Origin of the sequence: Empedobacter sp. UBA7252, from assembly GCF_002472765.1 — a bacterium.
Lineage (GTDB): Bacteria > Bacteroidota > Bacteroidia > Flavobacteriales > Weeksellaceae > Empedobacter > Empedobacter falsenii_B.
In genome coordinates this window covers 9937-17634 of sequence record NZ_DKSQ01000037.1, presented here as the reverse complement: position 1 = coordinate 17634, position 7698 = coordinate 9937, and the positions used below count along the sequence as shown (strand labels likewise).

6 protein-coding genes are annotated in these 7698 nt (G+C 29.7%); 1 reads left to right on the top strand and 5 read right to left on the bottom strand.

The window, feature by feature from the left end; genetic code table 11:
* The 5 genes from B2X73_RS05075 to B2X73_RS05055 form a co-directional block, all read right to left on the bottom strand.
* Positions 1 to 2939 (bottom strand): MG2 domain-containing protein (locus B2X73_RS05075; protein WP_291095890.1); only part of this gene is annotated, 2939 nt, incomplete at its 3' end.
* A gap of 150 nt (positions 2940 to 3089) precedes the next feature.
* Positions 3090 to 3602 carry an IS1096 element passenger TnpR family protein gene (locus B2X73_RS05070; protein ID WP_038333549.1) on the bottom strand — a complete coding sequence of 171 codons (513 nt, stop codon included), beginning with the start codon at positions 3600 to 3602 and terminating at the stop codon, positions 3090 to 3092.
* A gap of 3 nt (positions 3603 to 3605) precedes the next feature.
* Positions 3606 to 5027: a CCA tRNA nucleotidyltransferase gene (locus B2X73_RS05065; protein WP_286496136.1), complete on the bottom strand. Its 1422-nt coding sequence runs from the start codon at positions 5025 to 5027 to the stop codon at positions 3606 to 3608.
* Between the two features lie 31 nt (positions 5028 to 5058).
* The gene (locus tag B2X73_RS05060; RefSeq protein ID WP_286496134.1) at positions 5059 to 5616 is read right to left on the bottom strand and encodes an L-threonylcarbamoyladenylate synthase; all 558 of its coding nucleotides are present in this window, start codon (positions 5614 to 5616) and stop codon (positions 5059 to 5061) included.
* Positions 5617 to 5709: 93 nt separating this feature from the next.
* Entirely contained in the window at positions 5710 to 6771 is a 1062-nt protein-coding gene (locus B2X73_RS05055; RefSeq protein WP_125350144.1) for a glycosyltransferase family 4 protein, read from the bottom strand.
* A gap of 128 nt (positions 6772 to 6899) precedes the next feature.
* Here B2X73_RS05055 and B2X73_RS05050 point away from each other — a divergent pair, with 128 nt between their 5' ends.
* Entirely contained in the window at positions 6900 to 7679 is a 780-nt protein-coding gene (locus B2X73_RS05050; RefSeq protein WP_291095888.1) for a lipopolysaccharide kinase InaA family protein, read from the top strand.
* The last annotated feature ends 19 nt before the right edge of the window (positions 7680 to 7698 follow it).

Sequence of the window (7698 nt, the reverse complement as noted above, 5' to 3'; positions counted from 1 at the left end):
CCGCGATATTCTTCTTTAATTGGAATTTCGACTACAGATTTTTTACTCAAATCCAAAAAACCTTTCTCAATAATTGTTTGATTCGCCTCTACTTCATAATACACAAATGTATTTTTAGAACCCGATTTGAACTCAATTTTTGCAACATCTTTTGGTTCGAAAGTCAATTTATTAGGCGAAACTGCTAAAAGTGTTTTAATTGCATTTGCTTTCTTTTCATTCGAAACATAAATCAATTTATCCACTTCCACTTTTTGTGTTCCGTCCATCACAAAACCTTTTACAACATAATAACCTTCTTCTAAATTTGAAGCTTGATTAAATTTAATTTCATCAGAAATTTTTGTATCAAAATCACTTTCAAAAACCTTTTGATTTGTTGTCCACGTTTTTGGATTCATTTCGTCACCATAAGGTTCATTCGGAAATATTTTTTTGAATTCTTCTTTCGAATAAATATTATAATCTGTTGTAAATTTTTGACGACGAACTATTTCTTTTGGTGCATTTAACGAATAAATTTCGACGTGTCCTTTTCCATCTAATTTTTCATCATTCAAGTTTTTCACTTCAATTTTGAAAGCTTTCAAATCATCTACTTTAGCTTTCTCAGAAATAGCAATATTTAACGATATTCTTGTGTCTCCAACTTTTACGGAAGAAGATTCTGATTGCGTTTCTCCATTGATATCCGTTGCATTTACTTCAATAAAATAATTGTAGGTTCTTACCTCATCTTTCTTTTTCTCCGAAGCTGGTTTTGCTACAAATTCAAAGTTAAATTTTCCTTCCGCATCTGTTGTTGTATCTCCAAACGTAATTTCTTCTCGTTCTCCACGACCTGCTGGAATTGAGCGATACCAAGGCCAAAATGTAAAAATTTCTTGACGATAAACACGATACGAAACTTTAGCATTATCGATATTAGCACCAGAAAAAGCAATCGCCTTTCCTTCTACTTTTACCTTGTCGTTTAAACTATAAACACCTTTATTTTTCTCTATTTCTACTTTGAATTTTGGACGTTTATATTCTTCCACTTTGAATGAATAATAACCGTCTTCATTAATAGCTCTGATCGAAAAGTTACCTGTTAAAGCAGAACTTGGCAAAATAAAACTTCCATTTACAGATCCAAATTCATTAGTTGTTAAATCTATTTTAGAAAGCTCTTTATTGTTAACATCATATAAAGCAATCGTCAATTTAGAATTTGGAATGATATTTCGAGTTTTATCTTTCGATAAATAATAAATTCCTTTGAAATAAACCGTTTGTCCAGGACGATAAATCGCACGATCTGTGAAAATCTTGACAGAAGAATCATCATCTTCATCATCACGATCATAATCGTAGTAATACGTTGAATAAATAGTATGTTCGTCTTTCACACGATATTGAAGATTTCTCCAGCCCGAAGGAATTGTTATTATTCCATCTTTATCCGATGTTAAAGTTTTTGTTTCCTTTTTATTATAATTTGTCAAATTAGAAAACTCAACCGCAACATTACTTTCTGGTTTTCCAGTTTCACGATTCACAACCGACAATTTATCATTTAAAGAATTTATCGCATATTTCGAAACCATTACATCTAAATAATCAATATCGTCTTTTGTGTTGATTCTGAATTCAGAATTATTCGAAAAAAGGACAATATAACGACCAGATTTTAGTGGATTTAATTTAACAATTGTCGAATGATTTTGATAATCTTCAAACGATTTAACATCAATTGCATATTGATCAACAACCTTTAAACTATTCAGAAATTTTTGCGCTTCTGCAATTCTATTTTCGTTGTAAACATTTAACGCTTGTATTTTATCTTTTCCATCAAAACCTTCATTATAAGCGAAAATTCTCACAAAAACTTGCGACAAATTTTTATGCGTTAATTGAATTGGTGTATTCTGATTTTCGTTAATATATCGCTCTGCTTGTACACTTAATTCTTGCGATTTTATCTTCGAAACTAAATTATTTATATTCTCTAATTCCTCCGAATTTGGATAAAGCTTCGCAACTTTTTGTTGTAGTTCAAAAATCTTATTTACGTTCGCCAATTTATCTTCTTGCAAACCATAATAATCTGTCGCTAAAGTTGCATACACATAAGACGAATACCATGCTTTTGGATATTTTGTTGCTAAAAATTCTTTTTGTTTAATAATTTCTTGAACCGAAGTCGAACCTCGGTTTGAATCAATTAAAATCAATTCATTGTACAAAACAGCATTTTCGTTATTTTTTTGTTTATTAATCTCAACTAAATCAGAAAGCAATTGATTTGCTTTATCTTTTTCATCATTCTCATTCAGATAATTGATATAATTTCTTGCTAAAACATCATACAATGTTGGCGTTAAATCAAATTGTTGTTGCGCATTTTTCTTATCATTTGCAATATTCAAAATCATTTTATAATCTTGAGATTTTGCATTTATTAATTCATTTTTTGGTTGAATTGATTTCGAAAAATAATCATTAATTGTTTTCTTAAAAGTATCTTCTGTCCAAAATCTCACATCATTTGTAGCTTGATTTTCGACATTTGTACGACTATTGATTTTCCAACGATTTTCGTTGTAATACAATTGATATAACTCAGCTAAATATGAATAAACAATCGCATTATTTACAATTGATTTTTCATCTAAATCCTTTTTAAACAAATCAAAAACGAAGTTTACATCATCTGTTTCATCAGAAGTTGCGACTTTTATTTTTGCTTCATAAAACAAAGCTTTCAGATAACTTTGTTGATTATTTTGCTTTTTTGATAACGTTTTAAGTTCATCAATTTTTGGTTGGATAGATTTGAATTGACCATTTTGCATTTGTTGGTCAATTTCCTTCCACTTTTGATCAATCGTTGGGGATTGAGCCATAAGCATCGAATTGGTTAAAATTAATAATAAAAACAGTAGCTGTTTCATAGATTCTTTCTTTTATCAGTAGATGCAAGTTACGGAAAAATGGTTGGTTGAGGAAGTAAAAAAATTATCAAATGGTTTATATATAGCACAAAAAAAATCTGAATGTTGCCATTCAGATTTTTTGATATATAAGTTGATTAGTTGTAGTTTTTATAAATCGTCTACGTCTAAATCTTCGTCGATTTGTAAATCATTTAATTCAGCATCTTCTGCAAAATCAATATCTTCTTCATCGTCTAAATCAACCATCATGTCTTTTTTAGGCGCTTTAAGAGGCATTGAACCGAAACGGTAAACCGTTAATGGATAATTAAGAACAGCTGGTTTATCTTCTACAGAAATTAATTCAGCCACAAATGTCCACATTTCCATAAAATCATATACAAAAGCCATACGATCTCCTTGATTAGCAAAAGCTTCTTTGATATAAAAATCAGCCATTGTTTCATCAGTTCCATCATCAGACATATCCTCTAAAGGAATTTCTTTTGTTTGGTTTCCATCTTCATCTACTTCATAGAACGACGCCAACTCCTCACCTTGTAAACTAAAAGCACTAATTATACCTTTGTACAATGTGAATAATGTTTGCTTCTCTTTAATTTCTATGTCTCTAAAAACATCCTCTTTTGCATCAAGGAATACACGAATTTTATATATCACTTTCTAAATATTTTTCGGTTCCAAATTTAAATCTTTTCCCATATTAATTACAAATTCTAATGCAGAATTATAATTATTTTCTACTTCGCCTTCTAAAATTGCTTCTTTGATGGCATTTTTTAAGATTCCAATCTCTTTTCCTGGCTGAATATCAAATATTTCCATTATTTGTTCACCTGTAATTGGTGGTTGAAAATTACGTACTTTATCACGTTCTTCAACATCTTTTATTTTTTGTTCTACAACTTCAAAATTTTGTTTGAAACGTTTTTGTTTACGTTCATTTTTTGTTGTAATATCAGCTTTGCAAAGCGTAATTAAATCGTCGAAATCTTCTCCAGCATCAAACAATAATCTACGTAATGCCGAATCTGTAGCGTCGTCTGTTACAACAGCAATTGGTCGAGAACTCATCATGACTAACTTCTGAACATATTTTACTTGCGGTCCTAATGGTAATTTTAATCGTCTGAACAATTTTAATACCATTTTTGATCCAACAAATTCATGCGAATGAAATGTCCAACCTACATTTTTATCAAAACGTTTTGTTACAGCTTTTCCAATATCATGCAACAACGCTGCCCAACGTAACCAAACATTATCTGTGTTGACAGAAATATTATCAACGACTTCTAACGTATGATAAAAATTATCTTTATGTTTCTGACCTTCAACCTCTTCGATTCCTTTTAACGCAACCAATTCTGGTAAAATATGTTGCATTAATCCTGATTGTTCCAACAACAATAATCCGACCGAAGGTTTGTCAGTCATCATAATTTTCTGAAACTCATCCATTACGCGTTCAAAAGATACGATATTAATACGTTCTGCATTATCAATTATTGCCTGAAAAGATTTTTTTTCTATTTCAAAATCCAATTGAGCTGCAAAACGAATCGCACGCATCATACGCAAAGGATCATCAGAATAGGTAACATTCGGCTCTAATGGTGTTTTGATAATTTTATTATTCAAATCTTCTACTCCATTAAAAGGATCAATTAATTCGCCAAAATTCTCTTTATTCATCGAAATTGCCAATGTATTGATCGTAAAATCACGACGTTTTTGGTCGTCTTCCAACGTTCCGTCTTCAACATGTGGTTTTCGACTATCTTCTGAATAACTTTCTTTTCGCGCACCTACAAATTCCAAATCTGTGTCTTTATATTTGAACATTGCTGTTCCAAAACGTTTAAAAACTGAAACTTGTGATGTATGTCCTAATTTATTAGCCAATTCTTTAGCCAATAAAATTCCATTTCCAACTGTTACAAAATCGATGTCCTTTTTCTGACCACGATTCAATAAATAATCGCGTACAAATCCACCAACCACATAAGTTTCTTGATTAATTTCATCAGCAACTTCTGCTACATTTCTAAAAATTGGATTTGATACGGCTTCTAAGATTTTCATTCTGCAAAAGTATAAGTTTTGAAATAAAAAACTACTCTCTAATAACTTTTACTTCGTTATCTAGACCTAATTTAATTATCGTTGATGCAGTGAACTGAGGTACAAAGGTTTTTGTTTCATCTGGATAAAAGTCAACACGCTCTAAAATAGTAGGATTAACTTCCGAAAACACTTTTGGAGAAGATTCTCCTGATAAATTAGCCGATGTAGACACAATTGGTCCTCCTAATTTCCCGATGATTTTTTTACAAAACAAATCATCAGTCATTCGAATGGCAATTGTATTATCTTCTGCAATTAACGATTGTGGTAAACCTTTTGGATTATCGTAAATAATTGTAAGAGGTTTTTCGTTCAAATCAATCAAATCCCAAGCTAATTCTGGCACCTCAACAATATTTTGTAACATACGTGGAGAATCAACCAAAATAATCAACGATTTTGATGAAGGACGATTTTTTATCTGATAAATTTTTTCGATTGCAGCCTCATTCTTCGCATCACAACCCAGTCCAAGAATTGTGTCTGTTGGATAAAGCATTGTTTCTCCTTGTTTTAGTTTGGCTACAATTTCGTTTATATCTGACATTTTCTTTGTTTTATAAATTTGAGTGCAAAGGTATTATAGGAAAGTTGAATGAAGTCGATTTTCTTCGAAATATTATTTATCGCAAAATAGATTTTAGATTTCATAGACCTTTAGATATTCATTTGCCGCTTTATCCCAACTAAAACTTCCAGCTCTTTTGATATAAGCTTCTATAAAATAATCTGAATTTTGATTGTATTGATTTAACGCATCTTCCACTACATTTTTCATATATTCTGGTTCAAAATCATTCCAATAAAACGCATCTTTTCCACCAATTTCTGGTAAAGACGTTTTATCAGATAAAATAATTGGTTTTCCAAAGCTCATCGCTTCTAAGGGAGGCAAACCAAAACCTTCTCCAGTTGATGGAAATAAGAACGCTTCGCAATTTTGCATATAAAATTGCTTTGCTCGTTCAGAAACTTTACCTGATAAAAAAACTTGGTTTTCTAATTTTTCTTTAGCAATTAAATCTTTTATTTTTTGACCATAGGCATTCGTACAATTCCCAGAAATAATCAAATTAAAATCTGGTAAAAATTTCATCATTTTTACAAGTGATTCAAAATTTTTCTTTTCAAGAAAAGCTCCAATCGTATAAAAATAAGGTTTTGAAATATCTAATGGAGATTGAAAATCATCACAATTTATAATTTCTGAAATTGAATTTCCATTATAAATTATTGTATTTTCTATTCCCGAAATATCAAAATATTGCATAGTTTGTTTCTTTGCATATTCAGAAATAAATGTGATAACATCTACTCGCTTAATCTTTTCTTTAAAATATTTAATGTGATTTGGACTATAATCAAGCGAATTTTCTTCCATAAAATTAACATCATGAATCGTCAAAACATATTTTTTTGGTTTATGACAAGGTTCAACTTTTATATTTTGATTTAAGGAGTGCCAAACATCATACTTTTCACGCGTTCTGAAAAACGGATTGCGCATTAAACTATAATATTTTTTATAATGAAATTTAGTACCAAATTCAGTCCTTAAATCTTCAGGTTTTTTGTAAAGTAAATAAATTTGATCATCAAAATTTAATTTCGAAAGAGCTTTAATCAATTCGTAATTAAAAACTCCGAAACCAGTTGCACGATTCTTTAGATTATGAGATTCTAAAAGAATTTTTTTTACCATAAGTTAGGTTCTAAAATTTTTAAAAAACTTGTTTTAAGTTGTCCTTATTTTCAACAAAAATAGACATATCTTTGACAGATTAAAATGAAATATAGATTTTTTCTATATTAATTATAATATTTTGAAAAATGACACAGAAAATTGTCGTAAATAATAATTATCAAACTACGCAAACTGAAATCAAATCCATTATTGACAATTTTGACTTGATTGACGATTATATTGCAAAAGGCACAAGAAATTCTATCAAAAAAAAGACATTAAAATCGGGTAAAATTGCAACGATTAAATCATTCAAAATTCCGAATATTGTCAATAAATTTGTGTATCGATTTTTTAGAAAATCTAAAGCAGAACGATCTTATGAATATGCAAAACTATTGATTGATTTAGGATTTTTGACTCCATATCCTATTGCTTTTGTAGAAAATAAAACCATTATAAATTTTAATGATAGTTACTATTTCTGTGAATTAGTTGAAGCTGATTTAACTTATCGTGAATTAGTTGAAATTCCAACTTGGGAAAATAGAAACGAAATCTTGAAACAGTTTACAAAATTCACATTTGATTTGCATGAAGCTGGAATTGAATTTTTGGATCATTCTCCAGGTAATACTTTAATTAAGCAAGTTGGAGATAATCAATATGAATTTTATTTGGTTGATTTGAATCGTATGAATTTTCACAATTCAATGAGTTTTGATATTCGAATGAAAAACTTTTCTCGTCTAACTCCTCATAAGGAAATGATTGAAACTATGGGAAAAGAATATGCGAAACTTATTAATAAACCAGAACAAGAAGTTATTGAAGCTATGTGGAATAAAACACAAGAATTCCAACAAAAGTTTCAGACAAAACAAGCTCGAAAAAAGAAATTGAAAGCCATGATTGGTAAAAAATAATAACAAAAAAGCAGATTTG